Genomic DNA, 18663 nt, shown 5'->3' on the forward strand with positions numbered 1-18663 from the left:
AAATGTTTCAGAAATACAACCGTCTCGGTCTCGGCCAAAGCGCCGGCAGCGCACGCTAAATCGTTCATCCAGATCGCCCTTTAAAGAATCAGACGATCTCGACAGATTCAGCTCGCAAGCCAATTGTCACCCGTTAACTCACCCGATTGCCCTGGCCTGTATAGGAAGCCCTGTAGACTGGCGAACCGACAACGAGTACATCCGCCGCTTCAACAACATCGATGATTGCCCGTCCTTCGGCATCAAGCTGGTCAGCTCGCAACGCCTTGAACACAACGGGGGCGGCATCGACCAGTTCTATGGTTCGACCTTCCGCGCCAAGCCGTGATGCGACAGCTGACACAATCGCCTCCACTAGAGAAGCTGTCCGCGATGGTCGTTTCACGTTCCCCGATAAGCCCAGAATAATCATTTCGGCAACACCCTCATTGTCACTATAGTCTATGGACTTTATGTATTAATCCCAATGATGAATTGCTAATGTTGATCTCAGTTTCGAAATTCTGATCCGGGCTGGGGGGGGGGATCGCGTTAGAATATTAATCTGATCAAGATGCCTTGCGGAAGGATTGAGCCGTTCGAAGCAGCGTCGTGACGAGTCGAGGCCGTGCGAGGAATCCATAGACCGATGACGGCATCACCCCGCCGCATTCATTGTGCCGCCTAGTCTCGAAGGATGTCAGGCCGAAGGCCAGATCGTTCATCGAATCCATTTAAATTTGTACGGCGGCAATCAGTTCAACCCGGGAATGGGAAATGCCCGCTTCAGCCCTGTTGTGGATACCAGGAACACAGCCGTGCCAGCGTTATTACGGCGGCACGACATTTGACTGCGCGGCAATGGAAACAATCTTCCACGACCCTTCCTTTGCTGCCGGCCTGGAAACCCACGATAAACGCAAGCTCGCCGGGCAGGCTTATTCGCAGGTCACTTCACGACGTGATCTCTCGTTTGTGAACCTTAGCGCGACAGCATTGCTTGGCATTCAGCGCAATCAACTCATCGATACCGAGAAGGACCAGCATACAGGGACACGAGCATGGGCGGCGGCGATCAACGCTCAGTGCCCTAGCGCCCAGGGCGGAGTTGTCACGTTATCGACCGTTGAGCGGTCTTTGGTCGCAGGCAGTCTGCCTCGCGAGTCCCGCCCCTATGGGTCGAGGCAACCACTCCTGAACCACTATATTACCGGTTTGGTCAAGCTGCGTACAGATGAAATGGGACAGCTTGTCTAGTCGGATCACGGCGGCGCTCAGGCGACCGGTTCGATACGCCGCGGTATCGACGGCGATCCGGTTGTCATAGACTTCGGGAAGCAACGAATTTGTGATGGTGTGGCCGTGCACGACAATATGATCGAAAGCGTCGACGTGATCGAGAAAGCCCGCCCGGATCCACCGTAAGTCGTATTCAGTCTGCGCGGTGAGCGGAACTCCGGGACGGATGCCAGCGTGAACAAAACAGAAGCGACCGATCTCTTTATACGTCAGCGCGTTTTCCAACAGGTCGGTATGATGCGGAAAGGCGTCACGTATGTCTGCGGCAATACCCTTGAAATCAGGCACGGGGCGATCGGAGTAGGCGCTTACGGTTGCCACGCCGCCCCAATCCATCCAGTTGACCGCGTCTTCATGTGAGAGTTCCCCGCGAAGCAAAGCGCGCAGGTAAAAATCGTGGTTGCCTAGGACCAATTGCGAACCAGGATAAAGTTCAAGCGTCGAGGCCACGAGATCAAGCACCCGCGGGCTGCGGGGGCCCCTGTCGATCATATCGCCCAGAAATATCACGATCGGCTTTGATCGGCGTTGCCCTGAGGCGACAGCAATATGACTCAGCAAGACCTCAAGGAGGTCTGCGCGTCCATGGATGTCGGCAATCGCATAAATCTCTAAGGCCACACCCTCAGTCATAATTTCTCTCTCAAGCAGACATTAGGTCCGACGCCACGCTTTGACCCATTCAGCCTCTACGCTACCTTCTGGCAAATCCGCAAGATGTCGTCGAGATCTCACGCAAAAAGCTATGTAGCAGCTTGATCCACCGCGGTAGCGCCCAAGTCGCTTAGAAACCGGAAACGACATCTTCGCTTCAAGAATAGCTCGGCGCACGAACCCAACACCGCGAAGTAGAAGGAGAAAGCAGGAACTTGACCACGACTACCGACCCGAAACCTACCTAATAGGCGGGTCAAATCTCGGTGGAAAACGCCGGGTCAGCACTGGCGGAAATCAACACTGCAATTGCCACGCTGCTTGCGACCAAGCCTCGCTGAAGTCGACAAGCGATCGCGTGCCCGCTCCGGTGCTATGATGCGGTGTTGGAATTCCAACGAAACTCAACGGGCCTCATAGGAAATCCCGTGCGATTGTCTGATCCCAATGGCGGGTCGCAATAGAAATGCCATTCTCCTTCGTCTCTAGAACGCCAGAAATGTAAAAATTGACAGAATCACATTTCATCATCGTTCGCGTAGCAATGTCGATCATCCAGCCCTCGCGTCCCATCGCGTAGGTCTGAGTAAGCACATAGCGGGCCGACAGCGGGTCGTCGTCAAGGATCGTCAACTCGCGCTTCAGGCTGTGGCTGAGCTGGGTGCCAATGTCGTCGAAACGTAGGACGCCCTCTCCGAAGAGGCCGCCGATGCCTTCGGTGACATAGGTGGTTTCGCCAGTCACGTGATCCTGCATCGTCCAGCGTCGAACGCTGCCTGGATCGAGCTGGGTGATCGGGGTCAACGGTCCGTGGGCAGGAGTCTCGAACGTGATGGTTTTTTCCGCTTGGTCGAGAGGCCGGACGGGAAGTTCCAGCGCACTGTCTCCCGCCACAACGGACAGCGTGACGGCCGCCGGCGATGGCCAGACCATCGGCCAGTATCCCGTCGCGATCGACAGGCGGATACGGTGGCCTTTCTTGAAACGATAGCCGCAGTCGTTGAGCTTGATTGCGATCTCGTAGACCTGACCGGGAACAAGCACAGCCGGCACATCGTGGCCATTGCGATGGTTCAGATTGAATACCTGATAGCTGACGCGGGTCACGCGACCATCCGGCAGCACGTCCGAAAGGCGCAAATTGACCTGAGCTACCGGTTGATCGACTGAAAACTTCAGCCGGGCGACGGGTGCGCCGAGAATGTCGATTGCGAGGTCCAGTGGAACTGTGTCGAAGACGAGGGCGCCGCCGTCATCCAGACGCTGGTCAGTCGGATGTTCGCCCGGGCAGCCCGTGGCCATCCACTCGCCGCCCGCCTTGCCGTGGCTCTGCGGGGAGGAGATGGTGAGCGTGGAAGGCGATTTCGCCTGCACGCCGAGCGTATGGTCGGCGCCAAGCGTGAATGAACGGCTTTCGATCGTCTGCGAAGGCCAGCTCTCCTCGCCGACCCAGCGTCCGGCCGTGGTGTCGCGCGAGCCGGTCGGCTCGACCGTATCGTTGATATAGGCACGCAGCATCGGCTCGTTCATGACGCCGCTGTCCTTGCCCTTCAGCCAGTGATCCCACCAGCGTACCGCTTCCTGCAGGAAGCCGATGGCAGGGCCAGGTGCGCCGTCTTGCGGATAAACGTGGCCCCACGGGCCGATGATGCCGCGTCGTGGCACCTGGAGTTTCTCAAGCAGCCGCGGCACGGCGTTTGTATAGCTGTCCGCCCAGGCGCCGACCGCCAGCACGGGGCATTCGATTGCCGACCAGTCCTCGCAGACCGAGCCGTGCTTCCAGTAGTCGTCGTAGCGCTGGTGCTCGAGCCAAAGCGCGGGGAAGAAAGGCAGCTTTTCGAGACGTTCAATCCAGCGCGCGCGCCATTCCTCGCCGACGATCTCGGGGTCGAGCGGACGGCTCTGGTAGGCGAGCATGATGGTGCCCCACCAGAGATTGTCGTTGAGCAGCAGACCGCCCATGTAGTGAATGTCGTCGGTAAAGCGATTGTCCGTCGAGTAGGCGGTGATGATCGCCTTCAAGGCGGGCGGACGGAGAGCCGCGACCTGCAGGCCATTGAACCCGCCCCAGCTCTTGCCCATCATGCCGACGTTGCCATCGCACCATGGCTGTGCGGCGATCCATGCGATCACCTCCAGTGCGTCATCCTGCTCCTGCTTGAGATACTCGTCGGCCATGTGCCCGTCGGATTCGCCCGTGCCCCGCATGTCGACGCGGATTGCGGCATAGCCATTTTGGGCGAAATAGCCGTGCATTGGCTCATCGCGGCCGCGCGTGCCGTCGCGCTTGCGGTATGGGATGTATTCCAGAACGGCGGGCACTGGCGCGCTTTCGATGCCGTCCGGCAGCCAGAGGCGCGCGCCAAGGCGTGCGCCATCGCTCATCGTGATCCAGATGTGTTCTTGAATCGTTACAGTCATCGTTCTTTTCCCGGCTGAATGTGGCAGCGTGGTCAGGCGGCCGTCTGGCCGCGTGACTTCAGTACGTCATCGAGCCAATCGCGCCGCAACTCCGGAACGGAGCTGATCAACTGCTCGGTGTAAGGTGCGTAGGGCGGCTTGAAGATGTCGGAGGTCGTGCCTTCTTCGACGACTTTGCCGTGCTGCATCACCATGGTCCGGTCCGCAAGGCGCTTTACGACACCGAGATCGTGGGTGATGAACAGATAGGAGACCTTGAGTTCGTCCTGCAGCTTGCGCAGCAGCTTCAGGATTTCCTCGGCCACCAGCGGATCGAGCGCCGACGTCACTTCGTCGCAGATGATGAGGTCCGGCTTTGCAGCAAGCGCGCGCGCTATGCAGACGCGCTGCTTCTGGCCGCCCGAAAGCGCGCCCGGCAATCGCTGACCAAAATCGCCCGGCAAGCCGATAAGATCGAGCAGCCGCGCTACCTCGGTCGTGCGCTGCTCTTCGGTCATGCCGAAGTAGAAGGTCATCGGACGCCCGATGATCTCGGCAACGGTTTGCCTCGGATTGAGCGCGACATCCGGCAGCTGGTAGACGAGTTGGATCCGGCGAAGCTCTTCGCGCGAACGGCTGCGATAGCTCGCAGCAAGCCGATGACCGTCGAGACTGATCATTCCCGAAGAGTGAGGTGGGAGCCCGGCTATGACGCGGCCAAGCGTTGATTTTCCGGATCCGGATTCGCCGACCACCGCCAATGTCTCGCCTCGACGGATTTGGCAGGACACGTCAGCCAGCACCTGCTTCTTGCCGTAATAGGCAACGGCGTTCTTCACTTCGAGAAGGACGGAGCCGGCTTCGTGCGCCGACCGGTCTCCAACAATGCTTGCCTTGCGCTCTGCTACCAGCTTGCGGGTATAGTCTTCCTTCGGCGCTTCCAAGACCTCTTCGGCAGTACTCAGCTCGACCTTCTTGCCGTGACGCAGCACCATGATGCGATCGGCGATCTGCGCGACCACGGCCAGATCGTGCGTGATGTAGAGCGCGGCCGTGTTGTATCGCTGGATGAGATCGCGAAGGAGCGCAAGGACCTCAATCTGCGTCGTCACATCGAGTGCTGTCGTCGGCTCGTCCAGCACCAGAATGTCGGGGCGGCAGGACATTGCCATGGCAACCATGGCACGCTGGAGCTGACCACCTGAGACTTGATGCGGATAGCGGTTCGCGAAGGTTTCCGGTTCCGGCAGCTGCAGCGCGGTGAGGAGTTCCAGCATCCAGGCTAGCGCCTGGCCGCGATTCATCAGGCCGTGGTAGAGCGGCCCTTCCATGATCTGCTGGCCGATGCGCTTTGCCGGATTGAAGGAGGCGGCCGCGCTTTGCGCGACATAGGCGATACGAGCGCCGCGCGCGGCTTCCCGCGTTGCACGCGTGCCGTCCATCATCGACACCTCGCCGATGACGATACGCCCGTCTGCGATACGGCAACCACCGCGGCCATAACCCATCGCCGCAAGGCCGATCGTCGACTTGCCGGCGCCCGATTCACCGATCAACCCAAGGACCTCGCCGCAGGCAAGATCGAGGTCGATCCCGTCGACCAGCGTAGCACCGTTCGGCGCCTTGACGACCAGACCGCGAATGGAAAGGATCGTGTCATCGCTCATCTGTCGGCTCCCTGCATAGCGGTGCGGCTGGCCAGAAGCCAATCCACGACGAGGTTGACGCCTACGGTCAGGATCGCGATCGCGCCTGCCGGAAAGAGTGGTGCGTAGAGGCCGTACAAGATGGCCTGCTGGTTGTCCTTCACCATGCCGCCCCAGTCCGCAAATGGCGGCTGGATACCGAGGCCGAGGAACGACAGGCCCGCCACGAAGAGGAAGGTGAAGCAGAAGCGCAGTCCGAACTCGGCAATCAGCGGCGGCAGGGTGTTTGGCAGGATCTCCTTGCGGATGAGCCAGCCCAGCCCTTCGCCGCGCAAGCGGGCGGTTTCGGCATATTCGAGCACGTTGACGCCCTGCGCGACGATACGTGCCAAGCGGAACACGCGCGTGGAATCAAGCAACGCGATGGTGACGATCAATACGGGCAGCGACGAACCGAGCGCCTGCAGGACGACKAGCGCCGAGATCAGCACCGGGATGCACATCACCGTATCGACGATACGCGACACAACCGTATCGATCCAGCCGCCGAAGATTGCCGCAAGAAAGCCGAGCGGCACGCCGATTGCAAAGGAGAGCAGCGAGGCTGATAGCGAAACGCCAATCGACATCTGCGCTCCAAACAGCAGTCGAGACACCATGTCGCGGCCGTTCTGGTCGAGGCCAAACCAGAAATCGGCAGACGGCGGGTCAAACGGCGCGCCAACGATCTGCTCTTGGCCGTAGGGCGCAATCATGGGACCGAAGGCAAAGAAGATCAGGTTCGCGACGACGATCGCAAGGCCGATCCAGGCCGTTGCGGGAATGGACTTGCGGGTATTGCTCATCGGGGATGCCTCAGGCGCGGATTGAGCGCGATGGCAGCGACATCGGCGATGATGTTGAGAACCACATAGGCCGCGCCGAACACCATGGCGGCAGCCTGCACCAGCGGCAGGTCGCGCTTGGAGACAGCGTCGACCATGAAGCGACCCAATCCGTTGTAGTTAAAGACCGCTTCGACCAGCACGACGCCGGTGATGAGGTAGGCGATGTTGAAGGCGACCACGTTGACGATCGGGGCGGCGGCGTTCGGCAACGCGTGGCGCGTGATCACGCGTTTGGTGCGCAGACCCTTGAGATAGGCGGTCTCGATATAGGCCTGATCCATGACCGAGAGAACCGCTGTGCGGGTCATCCGCATCATCTGTGCGACGGTAACGAGCACCAGCGTGCAGGCGGGCAGAGCTGTTGCCTGGATCCACTCGAGGAAGCTCATGCCATCATACGTGTCGGCAAGACTTGGCAGGAGGTTGAAACGGATCGACAGGAACAGGATCAGCAGCAGACCAAGGAAGTATTCCGGCAGCGATACAAAGGCCAATGCCAGGATGTTGACGACGCGATCGAAGAGGCTGCCGCGCTTAACGGCACTGACCAGGCCAAGGATGATCGCGACCGGGACGCTGATCACTGCCGCGAAGGCGGCAAGCGCCATCGTATTATAGAAGCGTGGCCAGAGAAGATCGGCAACCGGCTGCTGATTGGCGAGCGAATTGCCGAGATCGCCGGTCACGAAACCCGTTAGCCAGGTGGCATAGCGTTGCAGGATCGGCTGATCGAGCCCGAGCTGTTCGCGCAGGACCGCAAGCGACTCCGGCGTCGCGTTCTGACCAAGGATCGCGGAGGCGATGTCACCGGGCAGCAACTGGGTACCGGCAAAAATCAATGCCGATACCAGAAGAAGGGTCAGGATCCCGAGGGCGATCCGCCTGAGGATAAGAGCAGCCATCAAGATTCCAGCCAAACCTTTTCTGCAAGACGTGCGCCCATGAAATTGAACATGGGGTGCGTCGTGACGCCCTTCAGTTTTTTCGACGTCGCATCGAGATAGTCGCCGAACATCGGGATCATCGCTCCGCCTTCATTGGAAATCAGCGCCTGCAGTTCGGCGTAGATTTCCTTGCGCTTGGCCTTGTCGAGCAGTGCGCGCGCTTCGAGCAGCTTGGCATCGAAGGCTTGGTTCTTCCAATGCGTATCGTTCTGGGCCGAGGTGGAGGAATATGCGATCGTCAGCATTTGGTCGGCCGTCGGGCGTCCGCCCCAGTAGGACATGCAAAACGGTGCCTTCATCCAGACGTTGTCCCAATAGCCATCAGCCGGTTCGCGCTTGATCGATACGTCGACGCCACTTGCGGCCGCGCTGGTGCGGAAGATCGCTGCCGCGTCGACCGCGCCGGAGAAGGCGGCATCCGAGGCCGAGAGAGAAAGCTTCAAATTATCGAGGCCGGCCTGCTTCAGATAATACTTCGCCTTTTCAGGATCGTACGGACGCTGTGGCAGATCGGCAGCGTAGAAGGGATCCGTGCTCGGGATCGGATGGTCGTTGCCAATGCGGCCATAGCCGCGCAGTGCCGTCTTCAACAGTTGTTCGCGATCGATCGCATGCTTGATGGCGAGGCGGATGTTGTTGTCGGTGAAGGGAGCCTGCGTGCAATCCATCAGGAAGGTGAAGTGCTGGCCACCTGCCGATTGCACGATGTTGAGATTCGGATTGCGCTTCAGGAGATCGACGGTCTTAAAGTCGAGCTGGTTGATGGCGTGAACCTGGCCAGACATCATCGCGTTGGTACGCGCAGAGATGTCGTTGATGACGATGACTTCGACCGCATCGACCCAAGCCGCGTTCGGCTTCCAGTAGCTCTCATTGCGCTTGAAGCGCGCGCGAACACCTGGCTGATAGCTGTCGTAGACAAACGGACCGGTGCCGACGGGCTTGTTGAAATCGGTCCAGCCGTCCGGCACGACCAAGAAGTGATAGTCGGAGAGAATATAAGGCAGGTCGGCATTGCCGCTCGCAAGGACGATTTTCACTTCGCTGTCCGACACCTTGACGACGTCCGCCAACTGGGCGGCAGCCGAACGTGCTGCCGACGTCGTTTCTCCGCGATGCAGGTTGAGGGAGTAGACGATGTCATCTGCAGTCAGCGTCTTGCCATTGTGGAACGTTACGCCTTGGCGAACCTTGAAAGTCCACTCCGTTGCGCCGGGCTTGGTTTCCCAGCTCTCGAAAAGTTCTGGAACGGCGCTGTTGTTGGCGTCGATTTCGACGAGGCCGTTCATGATCATATAGGCCTGGTTGACCGGAACCCAATCCTTGAGAATGCGGGGGTCGAAATTGTCCGTCGTACTGCCCCCGCCGATGCCGAGCTTGAGAACACCGCCCTTTTTCGGCTTGTCTTCGGCAGCGGCAAAAGCCGGCATGCCGAGCAGCCCACCGGCTGTCGCCATGCTGAGCCCTGCAGTCCCCGCCATGAAGCTGCGGCGCGTCAATTCAAAGGTGGTCTTGTTGTCGGACATTTCGTCGTTCCCTTCATTCACGGCATTTCCGCCGTCGAAATTTATGCGATTGGCCTAGCGCACATCATCGGGCATGACCAGACTGGCGAAACGCCTCTCCGGTATGACTTTTAGTCATGGGGGTATGCCATTTGCGAGCATTGGCTTTTCTTTCGGCCGGGATAAAGGAGCACTGGTCGAGCGGTCGAAAGATGATCCTTCCGTTCGTATAAGATCGTTCGTTTTGTGCATCATACCGATCCTGGAGGATCAAATGAGTCTGCCGGATATCGTCGGCCTTATCGGCGCTGTCTTCTATCTTACAGCCTATGCGCTGCTGCAACTTCGCATTCTGTCTGTCGAAGACAGCAGAACAACGCTGCTGAACGTTCTTGGCGGCATCTGCCTTATCTATTCACTATCCTGCAACTTCAACCTTGGATCACTGGTGACGCAAGTCGCCTGGCTGATCTTCACCATCATCGGATATGTGCGCTTCCGCGTCGGACGCGCAGGCCAGTAGGCTCTCTGGCAGCGGATGCTTATGATTCCAAGTCATCGTAGCTGCCGCCATTGCTTGCCACCAGCCACTCTGAGACTTCACGCACGATCTTGCGCTGGTGGCGATCAGCGGGACGCATCAGGTAGAAATAGGCGTCGGAACGCATCAGGTGGCTGTGAACCGGCACAAGCGTTCCGTTTTCAAGCTGCTCGCGGATCAGCCATGTCCAGCCGAGGGTGATGCCGAGGCCCTGTGCGGCTGCCGCCGCACACAGGCCATAGTCACCAAGACGCCACTCCAGTGCATTTGCAGGCGGCTTCAATTGAGCATCCTGCCACCAGTCGGACCAACCCTGCCATTCGCGCATCGAATCCTCGATGGAGATCAGCAGTGGCGCTTCAATATCCATGATGTTGGGCGTACCGACAGCCGATACAGGAACGATTTCTTCTCGCGCGAGCACCGTCAGATTGACGCCGATCGGCCGCTCTTTCCGATAAAAGAGCGCGAGATCAAACTCATCGAGGCGCAAATGAGCGACGTCGTCGGTGACCCGCAATCGTACTTCGATGCCAGGAATGTCGTCCTTCAATTGCGCCAGCCGCCAGAGAAACCATTGGTCCGCAATACCACGCGAACAGGCGATCGTGATCTGGCGCTGCCCGGACCAGGCTCGAAGCCCGTCAGTCACAGAGCTCAGTTCGCCAAGGAGGCGGCTCACATCTGCCGCATAACTTTCGCCGATCGCCGTAAGCTGCACGCCGGATGGCAGGCGGGCAAATAACTTGGAGCCGATAAAAGCCTCGAGCTTGCCGATCTGTCTGCTGACGGCACTCTGCGTCAGGCCCATCTCCTGGCCGGCGCGCGAGAAGCTCCCGAGACGAGCCGCACGATCGAAGACGACAAGTGCGTTCAATGGCGGCATTGAAGTCCGGCCGGCGACAGCCATGGTTGCCCTCTGCTATGATTGGTGGCAGCTAGCATGCAACTGCGGGCAAAGCAATCTGTCGATTGGCACATTCCGGCACCTCGAGAAAATGTGCGAAAATTGGTCTTCAACCGCAGTCCTGGCAACTTAGCCCGCCTTGAGTCACCTGCGCAGTATGAGCGTAGCCACCTGCAAACTTAAAGGATTTCAATTACTTAATTTCGGGTTGACTGGGTGCCGATCGATCAGGCCCTTTGTGTGATTTCCTGCTCTGCGAAGGGCGAGCCTGCCAGTTCGTATTCCTCACATGGCATGATTGCGAGTTGGTGACCTCACTTCCGACAGGTCGTGCTTATCGGCGGTGATAAGATCCACCGAAGTTCGCTTGCGATCTATCCTACCTGAAACCACTCTTCCTGAAGGCGCGCCATGGGCACCACCGTCATGGTTTCTGAAGCCAAAAGGCTCATCTGTCTGAACTGCTCGTCCGGGTCGAAGCCGGCGAAGATGTGATCATCTTGCGTGGCAACGATCCGACGCCAGGCTCTCGAGAGTCCGCAAGGAAACCGACCTGCTCCTGGTCAACGAGGTGCGGGCCGCCCATGGGAGGGCACAACCTTCCTCCGATGAGGAGAACCTCGTCCCGCCAGGAGAGACGAGGGGCGCCGGTAACGTCCTTTGTCATTGATGCCTCGCTGGCTGCGGCTTGGCTGTTGCCCGAGGAATACAGTGATGCGGCAGAGGCCGTCATCGCCTCTACTCGGCCTTCCTCCGTTGAACAGCGATTTCATGCATATCGCGTGGAAGGACTGTAGACGGTTTGCGAATATGGAGCCTATCGCTCTTGTGAACGAGGAATGGAGAGCCGCGCGACGACACCTCCGCCGCTGCTCTGGGCGATGGACGCCTGCCCGCCATGAGCCTCGGCAATTGCTTTCACAACTGACAAACCGAGACCCGAGCCTCCTCTTGCCCTCGTGCGGGCGTCGTCGGCGCGCCAGTCTACGGCGCCCACCCGCAAGCACTGTTTCATTCGCAAATTGCAGGCTCGGTGGCGTGGCTCTGGGCAGTGATGCACTTTCGCGTCTCCACTCAACCCTGAATGTGTCGCTCAGGCGGCTGGCAAATGCGCGCTCTTGACGAGTTCCGCCTTGAGCCGGGCCGTTTCCAAGCCGAGCTCGATGAACTGACGCGCGTGTTTTGCAAGCGCGACGTTGTCATCCCAGAGGTTTCTCCAGATCGCGGTTTTCAACGAAAGGTCCTTGTCGACGATCGTCGTGGAGAAAGATTCGAACGTCACGTAGTCGTTCCATCTGATCGCGACGAGAGCGTCGAAGATTGTCGCGAAATCGATATTGCCTGTCCCGAGATATCCACGATGGCTTTCACCAATGTGAACGTACCCGATCTTGTCTGCGGCATTTCGGATTGCCAAGCCGACGTCAGCCTCCTCAACATTCATGTGGAAGGTGTCGAGGTGAAGGAACACGTTGGACGCACCAGTGTCGGCGATATAGGCCATACCTTGGGCGGCAGTATTTAGCATGTTGCTTTCGAACCGGTTGACGATCTCGAGGTTCAAAGAGACTCCAGCGGCTTTGGCACGCTCGGCAACCTTTGAAAGCGTTCCGACACTCGTGTCCCATGCTCTCCTGGTGAGCGCCTGCTCCTGTTTGCCGTGGGCAGAACTCAGAATTCCAGCGAGCTTCGAGCCTCCAAGGTCTCTGACGAGCGCCACAGCACGGTCAAGGATCGCTTCGCCGTTGACGTTGATGGACTTGTCGTCGCTGGTGATATCGCCTTCGGGGGGCAAACCCATGCTAACGGCGACTTCAAGACCGAGCCCGCTTAGGCGCGAAGAAAGCCAATTGACGTCGACCTGTTGCGGATCCAGATACGAGAATTCCACTAGGTTGAAGCCAAGTTCACGTGAACGGACGAGGGTCCGTTCGAGCTCGTCCTTGGAAGAGCCAGCACTCCAGACAAACGAGTGAACGCCGATTTTAGACATGGCAGCAGATTCCTGATTGGGCATTGAAGAAGTGATCCGCCGAGCACGAGAGCATCGGCGGATCCTCCGGGAGGAGACCTTTAGCGAGCTGCAGTCCAGCCCTTGTAGTCCTTGATGTTGTCAGCGGTGATCAGCTGTGGATCGAGGAGTACGGTGTCCTGAGAGGGCTTCTTTCCATTCAGGACATCGACAGCCATCTTGAGCGAGTCGCCAGCCATCGTGTACGGATCCTGCGATGCGGACGCCTTGATCATCGATTTGCCGCTGGACAGCGACTTCTCGATATCCGGGGCGCCATCCACTGCCGTGAAGAAGAAATCGTTGCGGTTCAGCTGCTTGGCAGCCAGCTCTGCGCCAATAGCGGTCGGATCGTTGATCGCAAACACCGCGTCGATCTTGTCGAAGCGTGTCAGCAGGCCTTGCATAACGGCGAGGCCACCGTCACGGGAACCCTGGGCGTTCTGATCGTCGGACAGAATGTTGATGTCCGGGCTCTTGCTCAGGACGTTTTTGCAACCCTGAACGCGGTCAATGATCGAAGACGACGCAGGTCCGTTGATGATGACAACATCGCCTTTGCCCTTGAGCTGATCAACGATGTACTGGCAGGCTTCTTCCCCAGCCTTGATATTGTTCGTCATGACGGTGACGTCGGCCCCCGGTGCGGAAACGTCGAACGCGGCGACGATGACGCCAGCTGCCTGCGCCTTCTTGACGGCGGGCGCAATCGCCTTTGCGTCGACGGCGTTGAGCATGATGATGTCGACGCCAGCGGCGACAAAGCTGTCCATTTGCGAGACCTGCTTGTTGAGGTCGTAGTCGGCGGAGACCGACGTGACCTGAACGTTCGGATTGATTTCCTTTGCACGGTCCTCGATGCCCTTGATCGTCGCCACAAAGAACGGGTTTCCAAGCAGGCCAACGGAGATGCCGATCTTCTGCAGATCCTTAGCGGCCGCTGGCATAGCAAGGGTTGCCGCCATGGCGGTACCTACGAGAAGTTTCGATACGATGTTCATGCTTTTCCTCCGTTTTAGGACGCTCCCAGCGCCTTGTTTTCCGGCTATACCGGGGTTTCCAAAGCCGCGTTTTAGGTGCGGCTAAGTCCTTTAAGCCGATAGCGGTCTAGACCGACGGCAATGATGATGACGAGACCTTTGATGATGTACTGCCAGATGTCTGAGACACCGACGAGGATGAGGCCGTTGGACAGGACCGCGATGATCAGCGCGCCAATTAGCGTTCCCCAGATCGAGCCCACGCCTCCGACAAAGCTCGTGCCGCCAAGGATGACAGCGGCGATGGCATCGAGTTCGTATGCCTGGCCAAGCTGAAGACCATTTGCCGCGTACAGCCGAGCCGCGGACATAACGCCGCCGACGCCAGAAAGCAGACCGGACATCGAATAGACGAACAGCAGAACCAACGGCACTTTGATCCCGGTGAGGCGAGCGGCCTCTACGTTGCCGCCGACGGCATAGATCCATGTGCCCAGCACCGTTCGCTTGAGGATGAACCAAGAGATGACGATCGTTGCAAGAGCAATAATCGCAAGCCAGGGAATACCAAGGATCGAACCGTTCCCAATGAAGTCGAATGGAAGATCGGCGTTGAAGACCGTGGTGTCGTTGCCGAGGAGACGGGCGATCCCGCGCATCGCCGTGAGCGAGCCGAGGGTCACGATGAACGGCGGCAGCTTGAGAAAGGAAATGATGACGCCATTGACGACGCCGCAGGCAAGGCCGACGCCAATGGCAGCAGGGATACCGAGCATGCCAATATCCGGCCACAGCGAAACAATCACCCCAACCATTGCGGAGGCCGCCAGGATCGAACCGACGGAAAGGTCTATGCCGCCCGTGAGGATGACGAACGTCATGCCTGCGGCGAGCACCGTGTTGATCGAGGCCTGTTGCGTCACGATCGACAGGTTGTTGACGCTGAGAAAACGCCCACTCAGCAGATGGAACCCGATCGCCAGAATGACGAGCACAGGCAACATACCCAAGGCCGTAAGTGTGGAGCGGAATCTCGCCTTGCTGGCATTCGGCTGATCGGTCGATGTCGCGGCCATGATTTGTATCCCGTCTTTCTTGTGTCGTTCGCCGTCAGGCATGCTGTTCGGATGACCCCGTCGATAGTGCCATGATGGCTTCCTGCCCAATCGGACGATCCGGCGATCCTGTTATTTCTCCCGCGATCCTGCCTTCCCGCATCACCAAAACGCGGTCGGCGATGCCGATGATCTCCGGCAGGTCACTGGATATGACGACAATAGCGATACCCGTCTGGGCAAGCGCATCAATGATCCGGTAGATCTCGGACTTTGCCCCGACATCCACACCGCGCGTTGGCTCGTCGAATATGATTGCGCGCGGCTTGGTCTCCAGGAGGCGCGCGATGAGAGCCTTCTGCTGATTGCCGCCCGACAGCGCTCCAACGTTGATCGATGCACTCTGAGTGCGGATCGAAAGCGCCGAAATCGCTTTCGCCGCCCGCGTTTTCGCGGCAGCAAAATTGAGGATACCGCCACCGGCAGCGTCCTTTCCGATAACACCAATGTTGATGTTTTCGCCAATCGTCATATCGAGGAACAATCCAAGGCCTTTGCGGTCTTCCGTCAGGTATGCGATTCCGGCATCGAGAGCGTCACGGGGGCCGGAGAGGGAAAGTTCGCTTCCGTCGAGCAAGACGGAACCCGATGTCTTGCTGTCCGCGCCAAAGACAAGTCGCGCCAACTCCGTGCGGCCGGAGCCGACCAGCCCCGCGATGCCAAGGACTTCCCCGGCATGAGCCTCGAACGAGCAATCATGGACACGTCGCCCGTCGCCGAGGTTGCGGACGCAGAGAACCGTTTTCGTGGCTCCCTCGGAGGAACGATGTTCTTTCTTGTAGAAGGAGGAAAGATCACGGCCGACCATCATGGACACCAGCTTCGCGGCTGACAGTTCGGAACGCTCCAAGGTGCCGACATAGGCGCTGTCCCTGAGCACGCTGACACGATCGGCAAGTTGGTAGATCTCTTCCATGCGGTGGCTGATGTAGATGATCGCAATATCCTGCGCCTTGAGGCCCGCAATCACCTCGAATAGACGATCKGTTTCCCTCGAGGTCAAAGAGGTCGTCGGCTCGTCCATGACGATGATGCGTGCGTTGGTGGTAAGCGCCCGGGCGATCTCGACCATCTGGCGTTCGCCAAGCGATAGCGAGGCCACGAGCTGCGACGGGCCGAATTCTATTCCGAGCCGCTTGAGTATCGGCTCCGCTCGTTCGCGGGTCGTTGCCTTGTCCAGAACGCCGTATCGGGATGGCTCCGCGCCAAGGAACATGTTCTGTGCGACCGTCAGGTTCGGCGCGAGCGATAGCTCTTGGTAGATGACCGAGATGCCGTTCGCCTTTGCTTTTGTCGGGTCGCCAGTAACAATCTGGTGGCCATCGATAAGGATCGATCCGCCCGCGTCGGCGGTATAAGCCCCGGACAGTACCTTCATGAGCGTCGATTTACCGGCGCCGTTTTCGCCCATCAGTGCGTGGACTTCGCCTGGATGGACTGTCAGTGAAACGTTCGACAGGGCTTTGGTGCTTCTGAAAGTCTTGCTGATGTTGCGCATCTCAAGCACGGGCGTTCTCGCGCTGGAAACCATTGCCGCGTTGCTCATGCCAGTAGCTCCTTCCGGCCGTCACCGTCTTCATCATGACGATCGATTTCGACCATGCCACGCCATGCATCCCGGTACGCTTCCAGGCCAAACACACCTAGTGCCGCCGCCCGGACGGTTTCGTCCACAAACGGATTGGAGCCCAGTTGATCAAAGACCAACGCAGCTGCCCCGAATGCGCTTCCCTCGGCGTTGGCACTCGTAAATACGGATTGTCCCGACCGCAGTTGCGCAAGGAGGGCGGCGAAGAGCCCCGTTTTCACGAGGCCTCCGTCTATCACGATCGGATTGGTCGAGCGGATGAGATCGAGCGAAATGTCTGTCATCAAAGCGACGTAGAGGAGCGCCGCTGCAGCGCGCTCCTCGCCTTCAACGGAAGGGCCGACAAATCGCCCTTCACTGCCTTGCATCGGCCCACCGGCGGCGAACGCGGGCAGAGCGAAGACGCCCTTGACGATGACCGATACGATGGCCTGGCGGCTGACTGGCTTCTCCCACCCGCCACTCACGACGTCATATTCGCGGCCACCCATAAAGCGGATCGTGGCCACTGGCTGATGATCGACGGTCACGTTTGCCAGCATATCCCGCTTCTCGTCCAGCGCATCCAAGGGGCATGACGTATTGAAAATGATGACCCAGGTTCCCGTCGACACAAGCGTGAAGTCGGTGAAACCGATCGACCGATAGAAGTAGAGAGCCGAATTACTATCATGCACCCCGTTGTGKACGATGACATCGGCATCGTTGCCGTTGGACAGCGCCACTTTAAATGAACCGAGTTCTTCGCCCGCCCGAACAAGCCGAGGCATCTTCGACCGCCAGGACTGTCCATCAACCAGACTGCTGAAGTCGTTCTCCAATGGAGCCCAAAGGTGAGAATGGCATCCGAGATAGGAAACCTCTGACACCTTCAGGCCGGAAAATTTCCACGACCAGAACTGTGGGTAGGCCAGAATGGCATCAGACTTGGCGACAATGTCGGGGTCACGATTCGCGAGCCAGAGAATATGCCGCCCGTAGTTGAAGCCGAGCGGCAACTGCGGGGAAAACGTTTCTCGAAAATCAGGAACCAGGACATCGATGCGGTCGGCAACGGCACGCGGAGGTTCCTGCTCGTAGTCCAGGATAGGATGAACGAGCTCGTCAGCGCCGACGAGCGCGAACGTACATCCGTGACCCGAGAACACCACCCGCCCAACACCGTGATCCTCGACCGCCTGCGCCAAGGAGAGTTCCATCCATTCAAAAAGCGCTCCGTCATCCAGGACCCGGACATCGGCGGCATCGACCCACTCGGGTTTTGTGCGTCCCTCCCCGATGACGGTTCCGTCGGAAGACATCACGAAAAGCTTCGAATTCGTCTTGCCCAGATCAAAGACGGCGATTGCGGATCGGTCGGTCATTCCTGCCCCCCCGCAACGGCGATCAGAATGGTCACCCCCGCGTCCTCGAGCATCTTTGCGCCCGCGTCGGACAACCCGTCATCGATTACGATCGTCCCGATGCGCGACAGGGGAAGGACGACATTGCGTGGCCGGATCGAGAGCTTGCGACTATCCGCGAGGAGGACGATCTCGTMGGCGCAACTGCTGAGTTCACCGATCGCCTTGGTCAACAGGGGATGGCTTTCGAGAAGGCCGTCGTTGCTGATGCCCTGCGTTCCGACAAAGAAGCGCGAAGCAAAGAAATCCGGAGGACCCGCCGAAGGGTCGTGGACAATACCTGGCTCGCGATAGAGCTCGCCTCCCGCCAGCGTGAGATGGCACGTGCCGTGCTCACCAAGGTATGCGGCGAGCGGCATGGAGTTGGTGTAAAGACGCACATTGCGTCGGGCAAGCTGCATACCAAGCTGATAGCAGGTCGACCCGGCGTGGACGATGATGGAGTCGCCGTCGTGCACCAGAGAAGCGGCCATTTCCGCAATCGCACGCTTGGCTTCGACGGCGATATCGCGATTTTCGTTGTACGGCCTTGCGGACAAACGCGCGGAGGTGGCGGCGTCTGTCGCCGAGATACCGCCATACACCTTTCGGGCTTTGCCCACCTCGTGCAGCTTGTCGATGTCGCGCCGTATCGTCGCTGGAGACACGCCGAGGCGTTCCTGCAGGTCGCGGACAGACGCAAACGGCGTTTCGCGCAGCAGGTCGGTGATCATCCGATGGCGATCAGAGTCGTTCAAACGAGGCCTCCACTGGCGCTTCTCCCTAGCGCAATTGGTGAACTATAGTCACAGGACGTTTTATCTC

General features: G+C 58.9%; 15 protein-coding genes and 2 pseudogenes. 2 read left to right on the forward strand and 15 right to left on the reverse strand.

The annotated features are described in order from the left end of the window. Positions 1–154: 154 nt before the first annotated feature. Positions 155–412, reverse strand: a pseudogene (locus AC1DMK_RS28425) (NADPH-dependent FMN reductase); the annotation flags it as partial. 428 nt (positions 413–840) lie between these two features. Here AC1DMK_RS28425 and AC1DMK_RS28430 point away from each other — a divergent pair. Continuing rightward, positions 841–1044, forward strand: a pseudogene (locus AC1DMK_RS28430) (RES family NAD+ phosphorylase); the annotation flags it as partial. 51 nt (positions 1045–1095) lie between these two features. On the opposite strand, the gene AC1DMK_RS28435 reads toward AC1DMK_RS28430, so the two are convergent. The 6 genes from AC1DMK_RS28435 to AC1DMK_RS28460 all read right to left on the reverse strand — a co-directional run bounded on the left by AC1DMK_RS28435 (position 1096) and on the right by AC1DMK_RS28460 (position 9335). After that, the gene (locus tag AC1DMK_RS28435; protein ID WP_477863678.1) at positions 1096–1911 is read right to left on the reverse strand and encodes a metallophosphoesterase; all 816 of its coding nucleotides are present in this window, start codon (positions 1909–1911) and stop codon (positions 1096–1098) included. Positions 1912–2346: 435 nt separating this feature from the next. Then, positions 2347–4353: a CocE/NonD family hydrolase gene (locus AC1DMK_RS28440; protein ID WP_477863679.1), complete on the reverse strand. Its 2007-nt coding sequence runs from the start codon at positions 4351–4353 to the stop codon at positions 2347–2349. A gap of 32 nt (positions 4354–4385) precedes the next feature. After that, on the reverse strand, positions 4386–5999 hold the full coding sequence (locus tag AC1DMK_RS28445) for an ABC transporter ATP-binding protein (RefSeq protein WP_477863680.1): 1614 nt from the start codon (positions 5997–5999) through the stop codon (positions 4386–4388). After that, the gene (locus tag AC1DMK_RS28450) at positions 5996–6823 is read right to left on the reverse strand and encodes an ABC transporter permease (protein ID WP_477863681.1); all 828 of its coding nucleotides are present in this window, start codon (positions 6821–6823) and stop codon (positions 5996–5998) included. The genes AC1DMK_RS28445 and AC1DMK_RS28450 overlap by 4 nt, the downstream gene beginning before the upstream one ends. Then, positions 6820–7767, reverse strand: coding sequence for an ABC transporter permease (locus AC1DMK_RS28455; protein ID WP_477863682.1), 948 nt, complete (start codon positions 7765–7767; stop codon positions 6820–6822). Before AC1DMK_RS28455 ends, AC1DMK_RS28450 begins: the two co-directional genes overlap by 4 nt. Then, positions 7767–9335 (reverse strand): ABC transporter substrate-binding protein, encoded by a 1569-nt coding sequence (locus tag AC1DMK_RS28460; protein WP_477863683.1) that lies wholly within the window; start codon positions 9333–9335, stop codon positions 7767–7769. Before AC1DMK_RS28460 ends, AC1DMK_RS28455 begins: the two co-directional genes overlap by 1 nt. 253 nt (positions 9336–9588) lie before the next feature. On the opposite strand from AC1DMK_RS28460, the gene AC1DMK_RS28465 reads away from it, so the two are divergent. Then, positions 9589–9837 (forward strand): CBU_0592 family membrane protein, encoded by a 249-nt coding sequence (locus AC1DMK_RS28465; RefSeq protein WP_477863684.1) that lies wholly within the window; start codon positions 9589–9591, stop codon positions 9835–9837. A 19-nt stretch (positions 9838–9856) separates the two neighbouring features. Here AC1DMK_RS28465 and AC1DMK_RS28470 read toward each other — a convergent pair whose 3' ends face one another. The 8 genes from AC1DMK_RS28470 to AC1DMK_RS28505 form a co-directional block, all read right to left on the reverse strand. Then, positions 9857–10765, reverse strand: coding sequence for a LysR family transcriptional regulator (locus AC1DMK_RS28470; protein ID WP_477863685.1), 909 nt, complete (start codon positions 10763–10765; stop codon positions 9857–9859). An 814-nt stretch (positions 10766–11579) separates the two neighbouring features. After that, the gene (locus AC1DMK_RS28475; RefSeq protein ID WP_477863686.1) at positions 11580–11777 is read right to left on the reverse strand and encodes an ATP-binding protein; all 198 of its coding nucleotides are present in this window, start codon (positions 11775–11777) and stop codon (positions 11580–11582) included. A 78-nt stretch (positions 11778–11855) separates the two neighbouring features. Next, positions 11856–12755, reverse strand: a complete 900-nt coding sequence (locus AC1DMK_RS28480; protein ID WP_477863687.1) for a sugar phosphate isomerase/epimerase family protein — start codon at positions 12753–12755, stop codon at positions 11856–11858. Positions 12756–12835: 80 nt separating this feature from the next. Further along, the gene (locus tag AC1DMK_RS28485; RefSeq protein ID WP_477863688.1) at positions 12836–13774 is read right to left on the reverse strand and encodes an ABC transporter substrate-binding protein; all 939 of its coding nucleotides are present in this window, start codon (positions 13772–13774) and stop codon (positions 12836–12838) included. A 71-nt stretch (positions 13775–13845) separates the two neighbouring features. Then, on the reverse strand, positions 13846–14829 hold the full coding sequence (locus AC1DMK_RS28490) for an ABC transporter permease subunit (RefSeq protein ID WP_037066835.1): 984 nt from the start codon (positions 14827–14829) through the stop codon (positions 13846–13848). Between the two features lie 34 nt (positions 14830–14863). Next, a complete protein-coding gene (locus AC1DMK_RS28495; protein WP_477863689.1) occupies positions 14864–16414 on the reverse strand; it encodes a sugar ABC transporter ATP-binding protein in 1551 nt (516 codons plus the stop codon). Beyond that, positions 16411–17820: an FGGY-family carbohydrate kinase gene (locus AC1DMK_RS28500; RefSeq protein WP_477863690.1), complete on the reverse strand. Its 1410-nt coding sequence runs from the start codon at positions 17818–17820 to the stop codon at positions 16411–16413. The genes AC1DMK_RS28495 and AC1DMK_RS28500 overlap by 4 nt, the downstream gene beginning before the upstream one ends. Next, positions 17817–18596 (reverse strand): DeoR/GlpR family DNA-binding transcription regulator, encoded by a 780-nt coding sequence (locus AC1DMK_RS28505; protein WP_477863691.1) that lies wholly within the window; start codon positions 18594–18596, stop codon positions 17817–17819. The genes AC1DMK_RS28500 and AC1DMK_RS28505 overlap by 4 nt, the downstream gene beginning before the upstream one ends. Positions 18597–18663 lie beyond the last annotated feature (67 nt).

The organism is Rhizobium sp. 05L419 (genome assembly GCF_056397845.1).